Genomic DNA, 20317 nt, shown 5'->3' on the forward strand with positions numbered 1-20317 from the left:
TGCACCTCGATTTTCACGATAGAAAATTTAGATAACCAATTCGGGGTGTAGCGTAGCCCGGTTATCGCGCCGCGTTTGGGACGCGGAGGTCGCAGGTTCGAATCCTGCCACCCCGACTTAATAAAAAAAGCTGAACATTTGTTCAGCTTTTTTGTTTCTAATCTACTACGTTAAGCTTTTCTTAATTTGTGCTTTTAAACGCTTATAATCTTGGCGTTCTTTATATTAATGGTAGTTTTGCACTTTATTAAAAACAAAATACAAATTATGAGTCAAGTAAAAGAAAATGACACAGTGAAAGTGCATTACACAGGAAAATTAATCGATGGTCGAATTTTTGACAGTTCGCTAGAGCGCGAACCTATAGAAGTCACTATTGGTAAAGGGATGTTGATTCCTGGATTTGAGAATGCAATCATTGATATGAAAGTGAATGAGAAAAAAATCATTGAAATTTCAAAAGATGAGGCATATGGTGATATTCAAAAGGAATTATTTCATGAGGTAAAGATTGAACAGTTGCCACCTGATGTAAAGCCTGAAATTGGAATGGGATTGGCTTCTAAAGGACAAGATGGGAGTGAACATCAATTTAGAGTTGTTGATGTAAAAGAAGATCACATTATTATTGATGGAAATCATCCGTTAGCAGGTCAGAATTTAGTTTTTGATTTGGAAGTGGTTGAGATAAAATAATTATTATACTTTAAACAAAAAAGCTGAACATTTGTTCAGCTTTTTTTTGTTTACTCTATTCGTTTATAGTTTTCGGAATAGATTCTGTTTCCATCTTCATCTAATTCAATCTGACTAAATCTATTTTTTTCTAAATCTAACTCGTAAATAAACTCTTTTTTCTCTTGTATGATTTTTTTCATCATTTTAGAACCATAATCTAAAACTTCAATAAGGTGTTTATCTTTTATATTATAACTTCCATAACCAAACCATTCAGTTGAGTCTGTAGGAACATGTTTACTCCACATTACCTTCGTTGGTGTATACATTTTTACTTGTCGGTAACCTTCATTTGTGTCAAATGAATCTACAACTTTGTTATCTACATAATTATAAAAACCAACTAATTCCCAAGTGCCTTGAAGAGATAAGTTAGTAGTTTCTTCTGCTTTGTCTGTCATTGAATTAGTTTCGTTTTTACAAGATACCAGAAGCATTGCAACAAATAAATTAATAAATAATGTCTTCATAATTTTAATATTTGTTTAATAGGTGAGTTACTACTAATTTACAAAAAAAGAGTGAGATTTGTCTGTAATTAAAAGTATTTATAGAACTATAATAACTTTTAATAACTATGCTGTAAGTATTGTATCAAAAATTCTACTTTTGTGTTATAATTTAAGATTCACAGAATGTCAGATACAATTGAAAAAGTAAAATGCCTAATTATAGGTTCTGGTCCAGCAGGATATACAGCTGCAATCTATGCTGCTAGAGCTAATATGAAACCTGTTTTATACCAAGGAACTCAACCTGGTGGACAGTTAACAACAACTAATGAGGTTGAGAATTTTCCAGGATATCCAGATGGGATTACAGGTCCAGAAATGATGATAGAGTTGAGAAAACAAGCCGAACGTTTTGAAACTGATGTTAGAGATGGTTGGATAACTAAGGTAGATTTTTCAGGAGATGTACATAAAGTTTGGGTTAATGAAACTAAAGAGATTCATTGTCAAACAGTAATCATATCTACTGGAGCATCTGCAAAATATTTAGGATTAGACTCAGAACAGAAGTATTTAAAACTTGGTGGAGGAGTATCAGCTTGTGCTGTTTGCGATGGTTTCTTTTATAGAAACCAAGAGGTAGTGATAGTTGGAGCAGGAGATAGTGCATGTGAAGAAGCTCACTATTTATCAAAATTGTGCAAGAAAGTAACTATGTTGGTAAGAAAGGATGAGTTTAGAGCTTCTAAAATTATGGCTGCCAGAGTTAAAAACACTGAAAATATTGAGATTTTATTCAATACTGAAACTGAAGAAGTTCTTGGTGATGGACAAGTTGTTACTGGAGTTAGAGTAAAGCATAATATTACAGGAAAGGTTCATGAAATACCTGCTACTGGGTTTTTTGTTGCTATTGGTCATAAACCAAATACCGATATTTTTAAAGATTTTTTAAACTTAGATAAAACAGGTTACATTATTAATGTTCCAGGAACTTCAAAAACTAATATAGATGGTGTTTTTGTTTCTGGTGATGCTGCTGACCATGTTTACAGACAAGCTGTTACAGCTGCTGGAACTGGTTGTATGGCTGCTTTAGATGCCGAGCGTTATTTAGCTGCAAAAGATTCGACATTTGAAGTGAGTACATCAACATATAATTAAAAAAAACTTATTTATATAAAAAGCGCCTAAAGTAATTTTACTTTAGGCGCTTTTATTTTTTATAATTATTAAACTTTTAAAACGTTTCAGGAAGCGTATAAGTTCTTCCTTTATTTTGTTCTTTTAAGTAAGCCATTAAAGGTGCAAAATAGTCTAACATTGGTTTAGCACTCATTTCGCTACCAACACTTTCTTTTAATAATTGTCTCCAATCATTGTTTGCACCAGTTTCTAAAACACCTTTTAAAAAATTTCCAACCTCTTTGCTTCCATAATAGTTGGTTGCATGTGGATCTTGTTTTAAGATGTTTTTAGCAATATGGTCATGGAATTGGAATAATAAAATATAAGATACTGCATAGTCATAATACTGAGCAGCATCATTGTTTATATGTGTTTTTGAAGCCGCATCGCAAAACTCTTCACCACGATCTGATGGAGGAACCATACCTTGATACTTTTTAGCTAATTCCCACCATTTTTGATTAAATTGATCTTTTGGTAAATTCTCAGCATATAAAGAATTTTCAAACTCAGTCATTACACCAGCTGAAAATGGTAAAAACACAACATAGTTTAAAGCTTCTTTTAATAAATTTTGAGTTTCATCTATTTGAACATTAGCATCAACTAATCCTTTTTCAGCTAGAAAAGGTTTTTGCATTGCTGCAAGACCAAGTAAGCTACCTATTGCTTCATGATAACCTCTATTAGCGCCTCCACGTAATAATGGTGGAACATTAGGATTTGTATATGCCTGATAGTAATAAATATGTCCTAACTCATGATGAATTGTCTCATAATAATCGGCATTAGCTTCAACACTCATTAGGCAACGTAAATCGTTTTCTAAATCCATATGCCAAGCAGAAGCATGGTTGTTCTTTTTATACGTAGCATCAGCAGGAAGAGGATACATACTCGATTTTTCATAAAAACTAGCTGGTAGAGGATTAAACCCAATACTTACATAAAATTTTTCACCTTCTTTAACAATCCATTCTGGTTCTTTATCTTTTAGTGCAGCATCAATATCTAAACCTTCTACATTTACTAATGCACTCCAGTCTTGTCCCCAACGATTTGGTAACCAGTGAGCAGGTAAATAATCTGGAACTTTTGCATTATATTTTTTTGCTAACTCATAACGAGCCCAAGTGTGTAATTCTCTATATAAAGGCCAAACTTCTTTAACCATTTTATTCATTTCGTAACGCATTTCTTGACGAGTCATTCCGTAATCAGATACTTGATATGAGAAATAATCATCATAACCTAATGCGTTTACAGTTTGATTACGTAGGTTTCGTAAGTTTTCTAATCCATCTTTAAGGTTTTTACCAACTGCTTTTGAAGATTCCCAAGTTTCTAATCGGCTGTTTAAATCGTTAGATTCTCTTAAAATTTTATCGATGTCTCCAGTTGATACAGACTTTCCTTTAATTTTAAAATCGTAACCAAATAATGTTTCATTTTGAGCATTTTCTGCTGTAATACGTTGAGAAACAACATCAGAAACTGTTTCTGGGTTATTAGCAGCTGCATACAAAATGGTTTTTAACTGACGTACTTGTACAATATCTAGATTGTCTTTTTGCTCTAAATACTTTCGCGTTTTTTCAATAACATCACTACTTCCTGTAAATTTAGCGTAAGCTTCATTTGCTTTTTGAATATTATAAGCATTTAATGTGTCGCCAACAACTATATGTGTATTTGCAGCCCATTCTGCCTCAGAAGAGTCATAATACAGTTTTTTAAATGTAGTTGTGTAATCGTCAAGAAAGGTTTGCACTTCTGCTTTTAAAGCAGCATTTGTGTCTTCGGTTTTTGTTTCTTTTTTACAAGCTGTCACACTTATAAGAATGATAAAAAACAAGGTTATTTTTTTCATAGTTATATAAATTGAAAAGTTAATTTAGTTGTCTTTTTTCTGAAGTTTAGCTGTATCAATAAACTTATTTAAAACTATTTTAGGTAAGTTGTATAAATAAACTTCACTGCTGCCAGAAGCTTCAATAGTAATGGTTTCGTCTACTCTAATTGATGCGTTACTGTTTGTTTCAACAATAAGATCGCAATTTTTTGTTGCAAAATCTTTACCGTTAAAACTAGCCGAATTATCTAGTCTGAGCGTTGTTGTTGTAGCTGTACCTTCAATATTTGCTGTTGCACGTTGATATAAATCCATAACCATTGACTTTGAGTTTATTAATGCTTCAACCTTGCAATTATCGCTTAAAACAATTTTTGAAGTATTAGCATTAATGTTAAGCTTAACCTTAGCTTTGTCTAGACTGTTATAGGTAAAATTATTAGTTCTAATATTAAGATATGCTTTTGAAGAGCCAGAGGTTCTTAACGTAGCATTTTTTAACTCTAAAGAAGTTAGCGAGCGAATTTCTCCGTCATCTTTTGTTTCAATATGTTCAAGGTTATTTGTGTAATTAACCTTAATGTTCATTTTTTTGCTTGATGTTATCTTTTTTGTCGTTTTTATAGATAATATACTATCTACAACTCCAAAGCTAATATACTCATGCAAGTTGTCGTCTGTTTCAATTTCAATTGAAGGTTTGCTGTTGTAAATAATTTCTACAGTAAAATCTTCACCTACAATTATTTTATTAAAAGGTTCAATATAGGTTTGTTTAATTGTAACGTTTCTATCGCCTTTAATTTTTTCATCATCTTGTGCATTTGCAAAAGAGATAAAACCAATGGCTAATAAGAATGTGAAAATGATTTTATTCATTTATAATGTTTAAAAGTTGTAATAAACAAATATAAACAAAAACCATCCCAAACTCGTAATTGAGTTTAAAATGGTTTATAAAACTAGTTGGTTGATTAGTTGTTTTTGTAGTTTTATTGCTTGTTTACACTACCAGAAACATTATCAGATTTATTTACTTTTTCTGGATTTCCATAGTATTTTATATCTCCACCACTTGAGGCATTTGCAGTTAGTTCTTTAGTTGTATTTAATGTGATGTCACTTCCGCTAGATGCTTTTGCTTCTGCTATTGTTGAAACTAAATCTCCAGCTTTTATATCACTACCACTTGATGCATTTGCATAAAATGATTCTGTTTTTCCTGTTATTTTTAAGTCACTTCCACTGCTGCTGTCGCAACGTAAAGATTGTACGTTTATATCTAAAGTCATATCACTGCCGCTTTCTGTTGAAAGCTCTAAATCATTTACTGTAATTGTGTTTGTTGAAAACATATCGCTTCCACTAGATGCTGATAGTTTTGAAATTGAGTTAAAGCTCACAAAAACCTTTTTAGATGCAGCGTAACTGATGTTTTCATCTGCATATATTTTTAGTGTGTTGTTTTCAACTATGGTTTTAATTATATCGTGTAAGTTTTCATCAGCTTGTACTTTTAAGCTTTCAGAGTCACTTTGAGTAATATATACATCAAGCCCACGACTTACTTCTATAGTATTAAAATCGCCTTCAAGAGTTCTTTCGGTAGATTTTACAATGCCATTTCCACTTACTCCTGTTCCAATATTAAAGTTACAGGAAAACATTAGCATACTTAATATGCTTGTAACTATTATTTTTGTTAGTGTTGTCATAATATTCGTTTTTTGATTGATTAATTTTTTATTGATGGTCGAAACTTAAGATTCGTTTAATTTTCCATTGATTGTTTTCTAAAATCCATAAATGTGAAAACTTTGCAACACTGCCAGCTTTTTCATTTCCTTGAAAGGTTTCATAAAATTGATGTTCGCCATTTTGGATTGCTCCATAAATTTTACCGTTTTCATAAAGAGGATACACTTTTAAGCTCCCTTTTACTAATTCTCGTCTTGCTTTATATAGATTGTCTTTATGGCAAATACCATTGGCCATCACACTAATGAATTCTACTTTTGATTTAAGTATTCCATTTTTGTCATGATAAAACTCCAAATCATCTGTAATTAAATTTTTAAATTCATTTAACTCACATTCGTTAAAGCCAACATTAAAAAGTAAGCTGTCGTTAGTTTTTAAAGCAATAAACAACTCAGAGTCTTCTGAGACTTGGGCTTTAATTGGGTTGATTATTCCCAAGAAAAACACCATTGTTATAGCGATTAAAAATGTATCCTTTTTCATTTTGATTGATTTCTGATTCAAATATCTATTAAAATGTTATTGATGAGTAACATAAATATCTGAACTGTTGATTTTTAATGATGAATTGTTAATTGTCGTCTGATGTGATTTCAATTCCGTTTTTATCGATGTTAATTCGCACACTTTCGCTATTAGATTTTACGCCTTTATTATTAATCTCAACTGATGTGCTATCACTTTTAATTCGCAATCCGTTTTCGTCTAATTTAAACTCTGAACCATCATCATTAATATTAATGTTCATTTTAAAATCATCGTCATCACAATCCAGGCAAATAATTTCGTTATTTAATATTTTAAGATAATGTTCTTCCATACCATTGTCTAATATGTCATTATAATGTTCAGTATTACTATGAAATGAATATGTGTTCTCATCAGCATATAAAACTGTGCCTTCAGGTAAGTATAGTGTAACTTCAACCTGTTGTGCTCTAAACTTATTACTATGAGGTGTAGTTAGGTATGAATCTATTAGTAACGACTTACCATTTAAGGTATAGTTATAGTTTATATCTAACGCTCTCTTTTTTGCTTCTTGATAGTTTTTGCCATGAGCATTTTTCTCAATATTTATTGATGCTACAGAGTCTTTTGTTGATCTTACAATTAATCTAATATCAGATGTATAAATAAGTTTGTTGTCATTTTCATCGTAAACTGTTTTAAAAACCTCTCTGTGTCTTCCAAAATGTTTACTATAAGTTGCATTTTCTAGCATACTTAAATGTAAGGTGTCATTGGCTGTTATGTTTAATTGTTCTTTTGTAATTGTGCTAGCGTCATAATTATACTCACTGGCTTGTCTTGCACCAATAACGATTAATCCAATAATTGCCATTAACCATAAACCAAAGAGTGAGAATTTAGCAATGTTGCCTATAGATTTTAAGTTGTTTACTAGAATTTTCAGCCCTAAATAGAACAAGAAAAAGAAAGGAATACCAACAGCAAAAAGCGATAATAATGATATTAACCAAATTGGCACATTAGCTGCATTTGCTGAATCTATAAGGTCAAATCCAGGAATATGAATCACATCTGCTACACCAACTGAAAACATAGCTACAATTAATCCTATAAGCACAGAAGCACCTACAATCATTAATAGAATACCTATAAATTTGGCAAACACTTTTAAGAAAAACATTATAATATCACCAATAGAATCAAAAAATGATTTTGAGGATGATTTTATGCGATTGCCTTGTTTTGGTAAATCAATGTTTTTTACTGTATCACTTACGGTTTGAGATACATTTTCAAATCCGTCTTTGATTTTTTTTTCAATGTTGCTAATGTTTACTGGCTCTCCAGTCATGGTTAGCTTTTCTGAAGTTGTTTTAGCTTCTGGAACTAAAACCCAGAACAAAATGTAAATCAGAATAAAAGTTCCACCAGATCCGAAGGCAAATATTATCCAAAGTAAACGTACCCAAACGGCATCGATGCCTAAATAATGGCCAAGTCCAGAGGCTACACCACCAATATATGAGTTGTCAGTATCTCTAAATAGCTTTTTAGAATTGCTGTTGCTAGATGTTTGTTTTCTAGGTTCGTCTTCAAATATTTCGTCGTCAACAAGATAGTCTTCTGGTTGTCCCATAATGGTGATAACCTCGTCAACTTCTTTATTGCCAATTACTTGTTTGTCATGTTTTACACGCTCACTAAATAATTCGGCAATACGAGCTTCAATATCTGATATGATTTCAGAACGACCTTGAGAATCTGTAAAAGAACGTTTTATAGCCTCAAGGTAACGTTGAAGTTTTAAGTATGCATCTTCATCGATATGAAAAAATATACCTGCTAAATTTATATTGACTGTCTTATTCATTTTTTGATTTTTTTTGTCTGGTTACTAAATTTACTGCGTTTTGTAATTCGCTCCAAGTGGTATTTAACTCGTTAAGGAATAATTTTCCTGTTTCGGTTAATCCATAATATTTTCTAGGAGGTCCTGATGTAGACTCTTCCCATCTGTAATTAAGAAGACCTGCATTTTTAAGCCTTGTAAGTAAAGGGTAAATTGTGCCTTCTACCACGAGCAGTTTTGCGTCTTTAAGTGTGTCTAAAATTTCTGCAACATAAGCGTCTTCGTCTTTTAAGACCGAAAGTATGCAGTATTCTAATACACCTTTTCGCATTTGTGCTTTTGTGTTTTCTATCTTCATAGTGTCATTCGTTTTAATTTTTTAAACTGTTCATTTTTTGATTGATTGATGATGATTATTTGATGAAATTTATTGTTAATGGATATTTGTATTCTTCTCCATCTCTAGCTTTTAAACTTGCTTTAACTATAAATAAGAGTTCTAAAATAAAACCTACTATAGCCAAAAAGCCAAGTCCACCTCCAATATAAAGTAGAGGAGAAGGTTTGTCTATATTAATACTGAAATTATCAAACCCATTAAAGTCTAAAAAATCAATACCATTAAAAATATTGAATATAAAAAACGGTATCGTTAGTGTTCCAATTATTACAGCATAAAGCAAAATGCTTATTTGAAAGTTAATAGCTTGTTTACCATGACCATCAACAAAAGGTGATTTTTCTTTATTAGCAATCCAAAGAATTAATGGACCTATAAAATTTCCAAACGGAATTATAAACCTCGAAAAGGTTGATAAATGTATAAACGTTGCGATATTTTTTTGGTGATTATCTAACATGATGTAAAAGCATATAATAGTTTCTTATGCAAATATATATCTAAAAAAAGGTATTATGCAAAACATAGTAGTATAATTTAACATAATTTTAACAAATTGTAATGTGAATTATTTTCGATAATTTTGAGAAAAATAAACTAACAAATGAAGTTAACACCTAGTAAAATAAATACTTTCAATCTGTTTAAGCTACCATCAGTTTTTTTTACAGGAGTAAGAGTAAAAACAATTGATGATGTATCATGTACAGTTTCTGTAAAGCACAGATGGATAAATCAAAATCCATTTAAATCTATGTTTTGGGCTGTACAAGGCATGGCTGCAGAGCTTACAACAGGAGCTTTAGTACTAATGAAAATTAGAGAAAGTGGTAAAAATATATCAATGCTTGTGTCTAATAACAATGCAACATTTACAAAAAAGGCAACAGGCAGAATTACTTTTAAATGTAACGATGGACATTTAATAGATAATGCAATTGCTAAAGCAATTGAAACTGATGAAGGGCAAACTATTTGGATGACATCTGTTGGAACAAATACTGATGGTGTTGAGGTGTCAACTTTTAATTTTGAATGGAGCATTAAAGTAAAAAGCTAATTGTATTTGTAACAAAACTGAAACTGAATCAACATATACTTGAATCAATTAAAAAAACAAAAAATCATGACAGCACACGAAATTGACTACAGAATCTATGGAGAAGAAATGCAATACGTAGAAATTGAACTCGACCCTCAAGAAGGTGTTATTGCAGAAGCAGGAAGTTTTATGATGATGGATGATGGTATAAAAATGGAAACTATTTTTGGTGATGGCTCTGAAAAGAATAAGGGTTTTTTAGGCTCTATTTTAGGAGCTGGAAAACGTATTCTTACAGGTGAAAACTTGTTTATGACAGCATTTTATAATACAGTTCCAGGCAAGAAAAATGTTTCTTTTGCGTCACCTTATCCAGGAAAAATTATACCAATAGATTTAACCGAATTTAGAGGTAAATTCATTTGTCAAAAAGATGCATTTCTTTGCGCAGCTAAAGGCGTTAGTGTTGGTATTGAGTTTTCTAAACGTTTAGGACGTGGACTTTTTGGTGGTGAAGGTTTTATAATGCAAAAGCTTGAAGGCGACGGAATGGCTTTTGTACATGCAGGAGGAACCACAGCAAAAAAAGAACTTAAATCTGGTGAGATATTAAGAGTAGATACTGGTTGTATTATTGGTTTTACTCAAGATATAGACTATGATATAGAGTTTATAGGAGGTATAAAAAACACCATATTTGGTGGCGAAGGTTTGTTTTATGCAAAACTTCAAGGTCCAGGTACAGTTTATATTCAATCATTGCCTTTTAGCAGATTAGCTGGTCGTGTCTTGGCAAGTGCACCACAAGGAGGAGGAAAAGATAAAGGAGAAGGTAGTATTCTTGGTGGATTAGGTAATATTTTGGATGGTGATAATAGGTTTTAATACCATTTTATGAATGGTATTTTTCTGTTAAAGTTTTCATTACAAAAATGAGTGTATTCTTTTTTTTAGTATATTTAATTATAATTTAAAAAGAAACCGCCTATTATTACAAAGCTACCTATCTAAACCTAAACCTAAAAGAAACTATGGCAAGAGCAATGTTTGAGTACACTAAAACTGTGCTTAATAAAGTTAGTTTTGACGCTAACTTGTTCTGTAGAGAAGTTCAAAAAGCAATTCAGAGGTTATTACCTTATGAAATTGAAGAATTAAAGGTATTTATAAAATCTTTAATTCAACAGAACCCAGAATTAAATCAATGTTTAATCTATTTAAAACCATAAAAAAAAAGACCTCCAATTTGGAGGTCTTTTTAGTTTATATAGTTTTAACTTATTTAGGTAATGGGCTAATAATTTCAACATTATGAAATGCTATTGCTCCTCTTATAATACCTGAAATAACATTGTGTAACGCATCAACTATTTGCATTTTAAGTTCGCTTTTATGATAAATAACACTAACTTCTCTTGCAGGAGATGGCTCAACAAAATGATGCAGGTTAGCTTTCATTTTATCATTTAGTTCTAGTGTATGTAAATAAGGCAGTAAGGTCATGCCTAAGCCTTCGTTAGATAGTTTTAATAGTGTTTCAATACTTCCACTTTCTAACTGAAAATTATCATCATTGTGGTCTTTAAAAGCTTTACATAAATTAATTACACCATCTCTAAAGCAATGACCATCTTCTAATAATAGCATATCGTCAATTTCTAAATCAGAAACATTAATCTTTTTCTTATCAGCTAATCTGTGAGTTTCAGGTATGTAACCTACAAAAGGCTCATAATACAATACACGTTCTTTAATATTATCATTCTCTAATGGTGTAGCAGCAATTGCAGCATCTAAATGACCTTCATTAATTCTGAATATAATTTCTTCGGTGGTTAACTCTTCAATTTTCAACTTCACTTTTGGGTATTTCTTTATAAATGCTTTTAAAAACATTGGTAAAAGAGTTGGCATTACTGTAGGTATTATACCTAGTCTAAATTCTCCTCCAATAAATCCCTTTTGTTGGTCTACAATATCTTGTATTCTATCAGACTCGTTTACTATATTTCTAGCTTGGTGTACAATTTTGCGTCCTACATCTGTTAATTCAATAGGTTTTTTACCTCTGTCAAAAATTATGATATCGAGTTCTTCTTCTAGTTTTTGTATTTGAGTGCTTAAAGTTGGTTGTGTAACAAAGCATTTTTCTGCTGCTTTTGTAAAATTTTTATGTTCAGCTATCGCCAGAACGTAGTGTAATTGTGTTATCGTCATCGTTATTCATTTAAACTATAAAATTATAAAAAGGATTAATAAAAACTATAGTAGAGCGTGTTAATTATACCTTAAATTTGTATTGAATAAAAAAATAGTAAATATTATGACATTAAATAGCATAGGTTTAGATACTAAAAAGACTAAAGATTTAGCTAATGATTTAAATGATTTGTTGGCTAATTTTCAGATATATTATCAGAATTTAAGAGGCATACACTGGAATATTAAAGGGAAACGATTTTTTGATCTTCATGTTAAGTTTGAAGAGTTATATACTGATGCAAATATGAAAGTTGATTTGATTGCAGAACGTATATTAACATTAGGAGACACACCATTACATACATTTGACGATTATACAAAATTGGCAAAAGTGCCTGTTGGGAAAAATATTTCGATTGATGAAAAAGCGGTTAGATTAATTGTAGATTCTTTAACGCAATTGCTAACTATTGAGCGAAAAATTTTAAATAAGTCTGGAGAAGCAAATGATGAAGGTACCAATTCAATGATGAGCGACTTTATTACTGAACAAGAAAAAACAGTTTGGATGATGAAAGCTTGGTTAGGCGAAATAGTATAATATTTTAAATCAATTTAACACATAAAAAACCACAAAGAGGACTTAAACTTAAGTCCTCTTTGTGGTTTTAAATAGTTTGTTATCTTAATTTAATTGTTAGTTCAATATCATTGTTTGAAACTTCAAATTTTGCAGTATTAAATTGTGGTGGTCCAAAGCTTGAAGGATTACTACTTATGCCATATACTTCTATTGGCATTCCATTTTCTTCATAATCCATGTGACCATTGTCATTAGCATCGTGCAAAGCTAAAATTGCATAAACTCCTGGTTTTACATTTGTAAAAGTAACTGTTGTTTTACCGTTTTTTATTTCACTTTTCATATCTATTAATCCATCACCTTTCATAAAGGTGTCTTTTGTATGTAGGCTTAATAGAGCATGTCCATTTTCACTCATAAAATTGTCAATTGTAACAGTAATTGTATAGCCTTCTTCATTTTGGCTATAACCAAAAATTGAAGATAATGTAATTGCGATAATTGATATTAGAGTTTTCATATTAATTGATTTTATTGGTTAATGATGAATCAAATATCAATCAATGCGATAAAGTCTCACAATTTGAAATACTGAATTGTTGAATTATTTGGATGAGTTGTTATTAAAGAGTAGAAGTAATAAAAATTGAAGATTATAAAAGGCCTCTAGATTTTATTTCTAAATACTTATTAATTGTATCAATAGTTAAATTTTCTGGAGTAGTAAGGATAGAGTAGATGCCATAGTTTTTGAGTTCGTTGACAATAAGTCGCTTTTCGAAGGCAAATTTTTCGGCAATAACTTTATCATACACTTGCTGAATAGTTTCTGCCTTATCATTAATAACAGTATTAAGCTCAGTGTTTTTAAAGAAAATGACAACAATTAAGTGGCTTTTAGCAATGGCTTTTAAGTAAGGTAATTGCCTGTTTAAACCATCCATGGTTTCAAAATTGGTGTATAACAAAATAAGGCTTCTGTGTGTTATGTGTCTTTTAATATTGGCATATAATCTACTAAAGTCGCTTTCAAAATAATCGGTTTTTACATTATAAAGCGATTCTAAAATCATTCTCATTTGCGAGGTGCGACGTTGAGCAACAACTACATTTTCAACTTTTTTTGAGAAAGACATCATACCTGCTTTATCATGCTTTTTTAGAGCGATACTACTCATTACAAGTGTAGCATTAATAGCATAATCTAAAAGGCTTAAACCATCAAAAGGCATTTTCATTACACGACCTTTATCAATGATGGAGTAGATGGGTTGCGATTTTTCATCTTGAAACTGATTTACCATCAAGCTGTTTTTCTTTGCAGTTGCTTTCCAGTTAATGGTTCTTAAATCGTCACCTAATACATAATCTTTAATTTGCTCAAATTCCATAGTATGACCAATACGTCGTATTTTTTTTATACCATAATCTTGTAATGTATTATTAATATTTAGCAATTCGAACTTTCGCAATTGTTTAAAGCTAGGGTAAGTTGGTACCATTGCATTACTCTCTAGCGTAAAGCGTTTGGCAACTAAACCTAAAACAGAAGACGCATAGATATTTAAACTTCCAAAGTGATATTCTCCTCTTTGTGTGGGTTTTAAATTGTAAGTAATTGACTTTGTTTTTCGTGGTGATAATTTTAAGTTGAGCTCAAAATCTCTCACTTGAAATTGCACAGGAATTTCATCAATAATTGTGCAATGAGTTATAAAAGGATAGTTGTTTGTTATGTTAATTTGAACTGTATTATCATCTCCATTTGAAAATTTATCAGGAAGAATTCTTTGAGCTTCAATTCGGTTTTTACCAATAAAAACAATTAGAAAGTCTAAAAAGAAAAATGTTAAAACCACTAGTATAGATAGCTGTGCCACATTGAAAAGAATTGGCAAAAAGTAGCTACATATAAAAAGTACTACAATAGCAATTCCGCAATAAAAAAAGCGTGGCTGTATATAAAAGGGTTTAAAGAATTTCATTTTCATTAAATGCTATCTTCAGGTTTTCCGATTTGATTTATTTCGTCATTATTGCCAAGTCCTTTAGGGTTTGGTCCATATTGGTTTGGTCCTGGATCACTATCGGCAAATAACATCCATAATCCGTAAAAGGGAATAATTTGAAAGATTCCACTATTACCTCTGTCGTGACAACGTTTTGCTCCTTGAGCCAATAAAAACCAAAATAAAACAATGAATAAGATAAAAAATACGACGACTCCTATTTCTTCAAAAGGTACAATTATCATAGCAGACATGAAGTAGCCAGCAATATACATTAAGTAACTTAAACCATACTCAGTTCTTCTAATTCGGCCTTTAAATGAAAATGGGTTTTTAAACATAGGTTGAAAAATTTGGTTAGTAATTATCTAGGTATTTCTACGGTTTCAATAATTTGTTTAATAACATCTTTGCTTGTAATGCCTTCCATTTCGCGTTCTGGTGTTACAATAACCCTATGGTGTAATACTGGTATTGCAGCACGTTTGATGTCTTCTGGAGTCACAAAGTCGCGACCACTCATGGCAGCAAAGGCTTTACTTGCTTTAAGTATTGCTATAGATGCTCTTGGTGAAGCACCCAAATATAAAAATTGATTACTACGTGTTGCTACTATTAAATCTGCAATATATTTTAACAAATGTTCTTCAACCAATACTTGAGTAACAAGGCTTTGGTATTTCGCTATTTGTTCAGCTGTTAAAAAAGAGGTAATAGCATCGGTCTTAATTTTATCTTTTAAGTTATGCTCTCGAGTTAAAATTTCTATCTCATCTGTTAAGTCTGGATAATCAACATCTATTTTAAACAAAAAGCGATCTAATTGAGCTTCTGGTAAACGATAAGTTCCTTCTTGCTCAATTGGATTTTGCGTTGCCAATACCATAAAAGGCGTATCTAATTTATATCGATGACCATCTATTGTTATTTGTTGCTCTTCCATTACTTCAAATAAAGCTGCTTGAGTTTTTGCAGGAGCTCTGTTAATCTCATCAATAAGAATCATATTAGAGAAAATAGGTCCTTTTTTAAATTCGAATTCGGTTGACTTTAAATTAAATACAGAAGTACCCAAAATATCACTAGGCATTAAATCTGGTGTAAACTGTATTCTACTAAACCCAACGCTTAACGATTTTGCCAATAGTTTTGCTGTAATGGTTTTTGCAACTCCAGGAACGCCTTCAATTAACGAGTGTCCTTTTGCTAGAAGAGAGGCAATTAGCATATCGACCATGTCTTTTTGACCTACAATTACTTTGCCTATTTCGCGCTTAATGTTATGTACATTATGTTGTAGCTCTGATAAATCTAAGCGATTTGTAAACTGCAAATCGTTAGTTTCAGATTGCTCAATCGCAGGTTTTGACTCTGGTTGAGGTGTGTTTTGCTGTGATGAGTCGTTGTTATGTTCTTCCATAATTATTTAGAATAAAATTCTTCAATATGTTTATTGAGTTTTAAAAGATTGTCTTCAAAAAACTCGTTTTTGGTTCTTAGCCAGTTAATATAATTAATTAGCTTTTTTATAGTCTCTTTTTTCTTTCCTGATTTTGATGAAAGACGATCAATAAATTCATCATTTAAAACAGATGTATCTATATTATAATCTCTTCTTATCTTTTCTAAAAAGTAAGTAATTTTCTTCTCTATAAGATTACGATGGTCTTGGGTTTCAAAGTATAGATTTGAAATGGTTTTAACAAACGCAACAGTTGTATTCTCTAAAGGTTTTATTATTTCTATAATACGCTGTTTACGTTTGGCATTAAAAATTATAAATAATAAGGTTAGTATTAAAGCCAAATACCAAGCCCATTTAAATGATACTTGTTGCATAAACCAACTTAAATCAGATTTTTCTTCAACATCGCCATAGTAGGTGTCATAATATTTAGTGTATGAATCAAAATACAATGTTTTGTTTGGTAAATATGATAAGACGCCTTCAACATATTTAAATCTATCGCCTTTTAATATGTTGTAATTTGTGAATATACGAGGTTGTAAATGAAGATAAATTGTGCCACTCTCATAAGGAATTTCAATAAAATTGATTAGGCTAGTATCATTTTTTGCATAACCGAGTGATGTGTAATTTTCGCCTTCAAATTTTGAAAAGTAGTAGTCTTCTATATTCTTATCAATTTCACTGTTTTTATCTTGAAGTTTTCTAGCTTTAAAAGATAGTTTAGAAATACTGTCTTTACTTGTCTGCTTCTCGTATTCAACATAATCAACCTCAATATTAAGTGTGTCTAATAACTTATTAGGCGGATAATAATCTGAAAGAAATAGTGTGTTACCTCGTTCTACAAATAATAATAACTCATCAATATCATCATCTTCTAAATAATCAGAATTTCCGATAATCATATAAACACCTTCTGCAATATGATCACCATAACTATCTTCAGAATTAGCATATAAATAATTTGAAGGTGTATGATAAACGGTTTTAAATTTTTGGTCTTTAAAAAGCTTTGGTAACTCTTTATAAAGCACGCTAACACCATAAGGCTTATTGCTTTTTTCGTTGTACGACTCTTCCCAATCTACAATTTTAGTAGTCCTTATACCAATAACATACGACAAACCAATTATGGCTGCTATAATAACAAATATGATTATGAGTCCTTTTTTCATTACTTAACCTGATTTAAAAAGTTCTGAAAATTGCTCTTTGCAGTACTGTATTGCTCAGTATTTAAAGGAAACTCACCATACCATATGTAATTATACAAGTATGAAGTGTAAGCAAATCCTTTGCTGAATTTTTGCGATTCTATTTCATTTAAATAATCGGCATTTGTTTTGTCATCTTCAAATTTTATATAGTTTTTAACTGCTAATGTTTTTAGTACTAATAAATAATAGTATCTAATCGCTAGTCTGTAATCGTTTTGGTTTTCAGCATCATTAATTAATGACGCTATATCAGCATTTTCAATATTCTCGGCAGTGATTTCTCCATATTTGTTTAGTTTTTTATGACTTCTAGAGTTAAATAATCCACTGCTGCCATCATTTAATAAAGTATATGCCAAATAAACTACAGCCAATATAAGAATGATTATAAACAAAGTGTTTATAGGATTAAATCCAACTGATATATTGCTTGAGTTGTTATCTTCTTTAATATAAGGAGAGTCTTCTTTATATTCAGATCCAGAAGCAGAGCCATTACCTTCTCCAGAAGAATTCACTACTTTTTTGCCTTCGTAGTTATACTTGCTTCCAGAATATTTGTCTTTAAAATCTTTATCAAATGCTCGTTCTGTTTGAGGTTCTTGAGCAATAGATGTAGCAAAAGACCTATTGTAATTTGTCTCAACAATAAACACTAATAAAAAAGAGAGTAGAATATGTCTCAAGCTAAAACAGGGCTAAATGTTAACATCTGATTCTGAATTCTTTTACGAACCAAAAAAGGATAAATTAGATAATAGTAACTAATTGCTCCTAATGTAATTAATATAATTCCGACAGAAAGGAATTTAGGCATTTCTTGTGAGTATCTTGTAATAAAGCCTTCTAAAAAACCCGCAAAAAACGTAAAAGGGAAGGTGCTAATTAAAATTTTAACTCCTGTTTTTGCACCTTGTTTAAACGAAGTAAACCTAGAATGTGTACCAGGAAACAATATACTTGCGCCTAAAATTAAACCTGCTCCAGCTTCTATCACAATAGCAAATATTTCCATAGAGCCATGTATCCAAATACCTCTTACGCTTTCCCAAAACACTTCTTTTTCGTAAAAGAAATACTGAAAAGAGCCCAGCATAATGCAGTTTTTAAACAAAACCCAAACAGTACCAAGTCCGCCAAAAACTCCTAAAACAAACGAAATTATACCAACGCGAAGATTATTTATGGTAATACCAATAAAACTTCCCCAATTGCTTCCGCTTTTATAAACTGCAACAGGATTTCCGTTCTCAATATTTTCTAAAGTCATATCAACATATTGGTCACCTAAAATAGAACGAACAAACTCACCATCGTTAGCTGCTGAAATAGCTCCAATTGCAGTAAACAAAGTAAAAATTGCAAACGCTAAATAAATATATTTTCGGTACTCGTAAACAATAAGAGGGACTTCTGTTTTCCAGAATTCTACAATTCTGTTAGTGTCTTCTCGCTTGGTTTTATAAATTTTTTGAAAAGCTTTTGCAGCTAATTGATTTAAATAAGTAATTACTTTACTTTTGGGGTAGTAAGTTTGCGCGTAAGATAAGTCGTTAATTAAATGGATATATTGAGATGCCAATTCATCAGGATCTTTAAAATCGTTGTTGAAAATAGCAGTTTCAAAACTTAGCCATTTTTCTTTATTTTGCTTAATAAATGCGACTTCTCTCATATAGTTGATAAATTAAAAAAGAAAATGTCAGAGTTACAAATTAACACCACCCAAAATGTAAAAATAAATTTTACTGCTGCTGGTGTGGGTGAGCGTTTATTAGCTTTTATTATTGATGGCGCTATTAAGATAGGCTACTTAATAGTCTTAAGTTATGGTTTTGGTGCTTTTGAAGATATGGATCAGTGGTCGCAAATTGGCCTAAATACATTATTAAGTTTGCCTGTTGTGTTTTATACGCTAGTGTTAGAATCAATTTTAGAAGGGCAGACCTTAGGAAAAAAAGCCTTAAAAATTAAAGTGGTAAAGATTGATGGTTACCAGGCATCATTATCTGATTATGTTGTGCGATGGTTTTTTAGAATTGTAGATATATACATTTTCGGACTCGGGTTTTTTGTTATTCTTTTTAATAAGCGCTCTCAGCGATTAGGTGATATGGCTGCTGGCACAGCTGTAATTTTGCTTAAAGACAAAGTGAATATCAGTCATACTATTTTAGAAAATTTAAGAGACGATTATCAGCCAACTTATCCAACAGTTATAAAGCTGTCTGACAATGATGCCAGAATTATAAAAGAAACTTTTGCTAATGCCAAAGCGGCAAACGATTACCAAACACTTATAAAATTAAGAACTAAAATTGTTGAAGTTATTGGTGTGAAAAACAAAGATGGTAACGATATGCAGTTTATAGATACTATTTTAAAAGATTACAACTATTACACACAAAATATGTAAATAGTTTATACGGAATAATTAAAAAAATATGTTTTTTCAAGTTATCGACATACTAGGAACAATCGCTTTTGCTATTTCAGGAGTTTCTGTTGCTATGAATAAAAAAATGGATGCCTTTGGGCTGCTCATCATAGCATTTGTAACTTCAGTAGGAGGAGGAACACTTAGAGATATTCTTATTGGGCAAACTCCTGTATCGTGGATGACAAATATGACCTATGTGTATGTTATTTTTGGAGCTACAGTATTTACAATTGCTTTTAGAAAGCGTATTAATTATTTAAGAATTTCATTATTCCTTTTTGATACTATCGGAATTGGTTTGTATACTGTAGTAGGTGTAGAAAAAGGATTAAATATTGGATTACATCCTATTATTTGTATAGCATTAGGAACAATGACAGCCTGCTTTGGAGGTGTTATTAGAGATATTTTATGTAATGAAATACCTGTTATTTTCAGAAAAGAAATTTATGCCACAGCATGTATCGCAGGAGGTATTAGTTATTTTGTGTTAAGACAATTACCAATAGACAATAATATTGTATTTATAATAGCTGGAGCTGTTGTTATAACTATTAGATTAATTGCAGTAAAATTTAAAATTAGCTTACCAAGTTTATATAAAGATTAAAACAAAAAAAGGCATTAGTTATCTAATGC

The 20317-nt window shown here is 31.0% G+C and carries 24 protein-coding genes and 1 tRNA gene; 9 read left to right on the forward strand and 16 right to left on the reverse strand.

Annotated features, from left to right (window positions below; genetic code table 11):
• The first annotated feature begins 41 nt into the window (after positions 1-41).
• A tRNA-Pro gene (locus IEW41_RS09730) sits at positions 42-116 on the forward strand.
• 151 nt (positions 117-267) lie between these two features.
• Positions 268-696, forward strand: coding sequence for an FKBP-type peptidyl-prolyl cis-trans isomerase (locus tag IEW41_RS09735; protein ID WP_188606165.1), 429 nt, complete (start codon positions 268-270; stop codon positions 694-696).
• A gap of 50 nt (positions 697-746) precedes the next feature.
• Here the strand turns inward: IEW41_RS09735 and IEW41_RS09740 are convergent, their stop codons facing one another.
• A complete protein-coding gene (locus tag IEW41_RS09740) occupies positions 747-1208 on the reverse strand; it encodes a hypothetical protein (RefSeq protein WP_188606166.1) in 462 nt (153 codons plus the stop codon).
• A gap of 165 nt (positions 1209-1373) precedes the next feature.
• Here IEW41_RS09740 and trxB point away from each other — a divergent pair, with 165 nt between their 5' ends.
• A complete protein-coding gene (gene trxB / locus IEW41_RS09745; protein WP_188606167.1) occupies positions 1374-2354 on the forward strand; it encodes a thioredoxin-disulfide reductase in 981 nt (326 codons plus the stop codon).
• Between the two features lie 76 nt (positions 2355-2430).
• Here the strand turns inward: trxB and IEW41_RS09750 are convergent, their stop codons facing one another.
• The 7 genes from IEW41_RS09750 to IEW41_RS09780 form a co-directional block, all read right to left on the reverse strand.
• Positions 2431-4248 (reverse strand): M2 family metallopeptidase, encoded by a 1818-nt coding sequence (locus IEW41_RS09750; RefSeq protein ID WP_188606168.1) that lies wholly within the window; start codon positions 4246-4248, stop codon positions 2431-2433.
• A 24-nt stretch (positions 4249-4272) separates the two neighbouring features.
• Positions 4273-5109, reverse strand: a complete 837-nt coding sequence (locus IEW41_RS09755) for a GIN domain-containing protein (protein WP_188606169.1) — start codon at positions 5107-5109, stop codon at positions 4273-4275.
• Positions 5110-5222: 113 nt separating this feature from the next.
• Complete coding sequence (locus IEW41_RS09760; RefSeq protein WP_188606170.1) at positions 5223-5945, reverse strand: head GIN domain-containing protein; 723 nt, start codon at positions 5943-5945, stop codon at positions 5223-5225.
• Positions 5946-5973: 28 nt separating this feature from the next.
• Positions 5974-6474, reverse strand: coding sequence for a DUF4440 domain-containing protein (locus tag IEW41_RS09765; RefSeq protein WP_229660207.1), 501 nt, complete (start codon positions 6472-6474; stop codon positions 5974-5976).
• 88 nt (positions 6475-6562) lie between these two features.
• Positions 6563-8335, reverse strand: a complete 1773-nt coding sequence (locus IEW41_RS09770; protein ID WP_188606171.1) for a PspC domain-containing protein — start codon at positions 8333-8335, stop codon at positions 6563-6565.
• Positions 8328-8672, reverse strand: coding sequence for a PadR family transcriptional regulator (locus IEW41_RS09775; RefSeq protein WP_188606172.1), 345 nt, complete (start codon positions 8670-8672; stop codon positions 8328-8330). The genes IEW41_RS09770 and IEW41_RS09775 overlap by 8 nt, the downstream gene beginning before the upstream one ends.
• A gap of 55 nt (positions 8673-8727) precedes the next feature.
• The gene (locus IEW41_RS09780; RefSeq protein WP_188606173.1) at positions 8728-9174 is read right to left on the reverse strand and encodes a DUF4870 domain-containing protein; all 447 of its coding nucleotides are present in this window, start codon (positions 9172-9174) and stop codon (positions 8728-8730) included.
• A 144-nt stretch (positions 9175-9318) separates the two neighbouring features.
• Here IEW41_RS09780 and IEW41_RS09785 point away from each other — a divergent pair, with 144 nt between their 5' ends.
• From IEW41_RS09785 to IEW41_RS09795, 3 genes are all read left to right on the forward strand, one after another.
• Positions 9319-9774, forward strand: coding sequence for a DUF4442 domain-containing protein (locus IEW41_RS09785; protein ID WP_188606174.1), 456 nt, complete (start codon positions 9319-9321; stop codon positions 9772-9774).
• Between the two features lie 66 nt (positions 9775-9840).
• A complete protein-coding gene (locus IEW41_RS09790) occupies positions 9841-10641 on the forward strand; it encodes a TIGR00266 family protein (RefSeq protein WP_188606175.1) in 801 nt (266 codons plus the stop codon).
• 146 nt (positions 10642-10787) lie between these two features.
• Positions 10788-10985 carry a hypothetical protein gene (locus IEW41_RS09795; protein WP_188606176.1) on the forward strand — a complete coding sequence of 66 codons (198 nt, stop codon included), beginning with the start codon at positions 10788-10790 and terminating at the stop codon, positions 10983-10985.
• A 49-nt stretch (positions 10986-11034) separates the two neighbouring features.
• Here IEW41_RS09795 and IEW41_RS09800 read toward each other — a convergent pair whose 3' ends face one another.
• Complete coding sequence (locus IEW41_RS09800) at positions 11035-11973, reverse strand: LysR substrate-binding domain-containing protein (RefSeq protein WP_188606177.1); 939 nt, start codon at positions 11971-11973, stop codon at positions 11035-11037.
• Between the two features lie 106 nt (positions 11974-12079).
• Here IEW41_RS09800 and IEW41_RS09805 point away from each other — a divergent pair, with 106 nt between their 5' ends.
• Positions 12080-12559, forward strand: a complete 480-nt coding sequence (locus tag IEW41_RS09805; RefSeq protein WP_188606178.1) for a Dps family protein — start codon at positions 12080-12082, stop codon at positions 12557-12559.
• A gap of 79 nt (positions 12560-12638) precedes the next feature.
• Here IEW41_RS09805 and IEW41_RS09810 read toward each other — a convergent pair whose 3' ends face one another.
• The 7 genes from IEW41_RS09810 to IEW41_RS09840 form a co-directional block, all read right to left on the reverse strand.
• Positions 12639-13061, reverse strand: a complete 423-nt coding sequence (locus tag IEW41_RS09810; protein ID WP_188606179.1) for a DUF2141 domain-containing protein — start codon at positions 13059-13061, stop codon at positions 12639-12641.
• A 133-nt stretch (positions 13062-13194) separates the two neighbouring features.
• Complete coding sequence (locus IEW41_RS09815; protein ID WP_188606180.1) at positions 13195-14526, reverse strand: DUF58 domain-containing protein; 1332 nt, start codon at positions 14524-14526, stop codon at positions 13195-13197.
• A gap of 5 nt (positions 14527-14531) precedes the next feature.
• On the reverse strand, positions 14532-14891 hold the full coding sequence (locus IEW41_RS09820; RefSeq protein ID WP_188606181.1) for a DUF805 domain-containing protein: 360 nt from the start codon (positions 14889-14891) through the stop codon (positions 14532-14534).
• Between the two features lie 23 nt (positions 14892-14914).
• Positions 14915-15970, reverse strand: coding sequence for an AAA family ATPase (locus IEW41_RS09825; protein WP_188606182.1), 1056 nt, complete (start codon positions 15968-15970; stop codon positions 14915-14917).
• A 2-nt stretch (positions 15971-15972) separates the two neighbouring features.
• Positions 15973-17196 carry a DUF4350 domain-containing protein gene (locus IEW41_RS09830; RefSeq protein ID WP_188606183.1) on the reverse strand — a complete coding sequence of 408 codons (1224 nt, stop codon included), beginning with the start codon at positions 17194-17196 and terminating at the stop codon, positions 15973-15975.
• On the reverse strand, positions 17196-17924 hold the full coding sequence (locus IEW41_RS09835) for a hypothetical protein (protein ID WP_188606184.1): 729 nt from the start codon (positions 17922-17924) through the stop codon (positions 17196-17198). The genes IEW41_RS09830 and IEW41_RS09835 overlap by 1 nt, the downstream gene beginning before the upstream one ends.
• Entirely contained in the window at positions 17921-18913 is a 993-nt protein-coding gene (locus IEW41_RS09840) for a stage II sporulation protein M (protein ID WP_188606185.1), read from the reverse strand. The genes IEW41_RS09835 and IEW41_RS09840 overlap by 4 nt, the downstream gene beginning before the upstream one ends.
• Before the next feature lie 24 nt (positions 18914-18937).
• Here IEW41_RS09840 and IEW41_RS09845 point away from each other — a divergent pair, with 24 nt between their 5' ends.
• Together IEW41_RS09845 and IEW41_RS09850 are read left to right on the forward strand one after the other, a co-directional pair.
• Positions 18938-19654: an RDD family protein gene (locus IEW41_RS09845; protein WP_188606186.1), complete on the forward strand. Its 717-nt coding sequence runs from the start codon at positions 18938-18940 to the stop codon at positions 19652-19654.
• 28 nt (positions 19655-19682) lie between these two features.
• Entirely contained in the window at positions 19683-20288 is a 606-nt protein-coding gene (locus IEW41_RS09850; protein WP_188606187.1) for a trimeric intracellular cation channel family protein, read from the forward strand.
• Positions 20289-20317: the final 29 nt, after the last annotated feature.

It is taken from the genome of Aquaticitalea lipolytica (assembly GCF_014641635.1).
GTDB lineage: Bacteria > Bacteroidota > Bacteroidia > Flavobacteriales > Flavobacteriaceae > Aquaticitalea > Aquaticitalea lipolytica.

Bases quoted from the DNA above. Each gene is read 5' to 3' on its own strand.
- IEW41_RS09735 (WP_188606165.1), top strand. From the start codon at position 268: ATGAGTCAAGTAAAAGAAAATGACACAGTGAAAGTGCATTACACAGGA.
- IEW41_RS09740 (WP_188606166.1), bottom strand. From the start codon at position 1,208: ATGAAGACATTATTTATTAATTTATTTGTTGCAATGCTTCTGGTATCT.
- trxB (WP_188606167.1), top strand. From the start codon at position 1,374: ATGTCAGATACAATTGAAAAAGTAAAATGCCTAATTATAGGTTCTGGT.
- IEW41_RS09750 (WP_188606168.1), bottom strand. From the start codon at position 4,248: ATGAAAAAAATAACCTTGTTTTTTATCATTCTTATAAGTGTGACAGCT.
- IEW41_RS09755 (WP_188606169.1), bottom strand. From the start codon at position 5,109: ATGAATAAAATCATTTTCACATTCTTATTAGCCATTGGTTTTATCTCT.
- IEW41_RS09760 (WP_188606170.1), bottom strand. From the start codon at position 5,945: ATGACAACACTAACAAAAATAATAGTTACAAGCATATTAAGTATGCTA.
- IEW41_RS09765 (WP_229660207.1), bottom strand. From the start codon at position 6,474: ATGAAAAAGGATACATTTTTAATCGCTATAACAATGGTGTTTTTCTTG.
- IEW41_RS09770 (WP_188606171.1), bottom strand. From the start codon at position 8,335: ATGAATAAGACAGTCAATATAAATTTAGCAGGTATATTTTTTCATATC.
- IEW41_RS09775 (WP_188606172.1), bottom strand. From the start codon at position 8,672: ATGAAGATAGAAAACACAAAAGCACAAATGCGAAAAGGTGTATTAGAA.
- IEW41_RS09780 (WP_188606173.1), bottom strand. From the start codon at position 9,174: ATGTTAGATAATCACCAAAAAAATATCGCAACGTTTATACATTTATCA.
- IEW41_RS09785 (WP_188606174.1), top strand. From the start codon at position 9,319: ATGAAGTTAACACCTAGTAAAATAAATACTTTCAATCTGTTTAAGCTA.
- IEW41_RS09790 (WP_188606175.1), top strand. From the start codon at position 9,841: ATGACAGCACACGAAATTGACTACAGAATCTATGGAGAAGAAATGCAA.
- IEW41_RS09795 (WP_188606176.1), top strand. From the start codon at position 10,788: ATGGCAAGAGCAATGTTTGAGTACACTAAAACTGTGCTTAATAAAGTT.
- IEW41_RS09800 (WP_188606177.1), bottom strand. From the start codon at position 11,973: ATGACGATAACACAATTACACTACGTTCTGGCGATAGCTGAACATAAA.
- IEW41_RS09805 (WP_188606178.1), top strand. From the start codon at position 12,080: ATGACATTAAATAGCATAGGTTTAGATACTAAAAAGACTAAAGATTTA.
- IEW41_RS09810 (WP_188606179.1), bottom strand. From the start codon at position 13,061: ATGAAAACTCTAATATCAATTATCGCAATTACATTATCTTCAATTTTT.
- IEW41_RS09815 (WP_188606180.1), bottom strand. From the start codon at position 14,526: ATGAAATTCTTTAAACCCTTTTATATACAGCCACGCTTTTTTTATTGC.
- IEW41_RS09820 (WP_188606181.1), bottom strand. From the start codon at position 14,891: ATGTTTAAAAACCCATTTTCATTTAAAGGCCGAATTAGAAGAACTGAG.
- IEW41_RS09825 (WP_188606182.1), bottom strand. From the start codon at position 15,970: ATGGAAGAACATAACAACGACTCATCACAGCAAAACACACCTCAACCA.
- IEW41_RS09830 (WP_188606183.1), bottom strand. From the start codon at position 17,196: ATGAAAAAAGGACTCATAATCATATTTGTTATTATAGCAGCCATAATT.
- IEW41_RS09840 (WP_188606185.1), bottom strand. From the start codon at position 18,913: ATGAGAGAAGTCGCATTTATTAAGCAAAATAAAGAAAAATGGCTAAGT.
- IEW41_RS09845 (WP_188606186.1), top strand. From the start codon at position 18,938: ATGTCAGAGTTACAAATTAACACCACCCAAAATGTAAAAATAAATTTT.
- IEW41_RS09850 (WP_188606187.1), top strand. From the start codon at position 19,683: ATGTTTTTTCAAGTTATCGACATACTAGGAACAATCGCTTTTGCTATT.